This window comes from Vibrio sp. 1402, from assembly GCF_033340275.1.
The window spans coordinates 1-737 of record NZ_JAWOWE010000229.1; the positions used below are offsets into that span (position 1 = coordinate 1).

The following is a 737-nucleotide window of genomic DNA, read 5'->3' on the forward strand; positions in this document are numbered from 1 at the left end:
ACTCAATGATAAATATAAACTTAAAAACAAACCTGGTGATAAAACGATCTTGTCAATTCTGATGATCTTTTCACCAAACTCAGATCGGTCAAAGATCAACCGATCGGTTATTTATCCACACATTCATTCTCTAACTTCATGACATCTACATAAAATCAAGCCTAAAAACGTTTCAAAACCCCTGTTTATTCATCCAGCCCATCAGTAGATCCACTTATATGTACCTATATCTGTGGATAAGTTATGAATTGATCATTCTTAATCCATCTCGATGAAATCTTGGACAGTAGATTTTGTTGAAATTTGTTAGACTAGGATTTTTCCATTGTCATGCAGTTATTATGAAACCAGAACCACAATCAGAAGCGGAGTTAATGGAACGCGCTCACGATATTGCCGGACTCAGTTTTGCGGAATTAGCGGACGAAGCAGGGATGACCGTTCCAGAAAACCTCAAACGCGATAAAGGCTGGGTGGGACAATTGCTGGAATGGCATTTGGGCGCTCCTGCGGGTAGCAAACCTCAACAAGACTTTTCCAAACTTGGTATCGAGTTAAAGAGCATTCCAATTGGCTACAACGGACGACCGTTAGAAACTACATTTGTATGCGTTGCACCCTTAACTGGTGTTCAAGGACTGACATGGGAAACCAGCCATGTGCGCAATAAGCTCTCGCGCGTATTGTGGGTTCCTGTAGAGGGTGAACGAGAAATCCCCCTTGCCGAGCGTCGTGTA

General features: G+C 42.2%; 1 protein-coding gene. It reads left to right on the forward strand.

Going from position 1 to position 737, the window contains the following annotated elements; translation table 11 throughout:
* Nucleotides 1-341 precede the first annotated feature (341 nt).
* Nucleotides 342-737, forward strand: a 396-nt coding sequence (locus R7044_RS25265) for a MutH/Sau3AI family endonuclease (RefSeq protein WP_257077723.1), incomplete at its 3' end; no start/stop codon positions are given.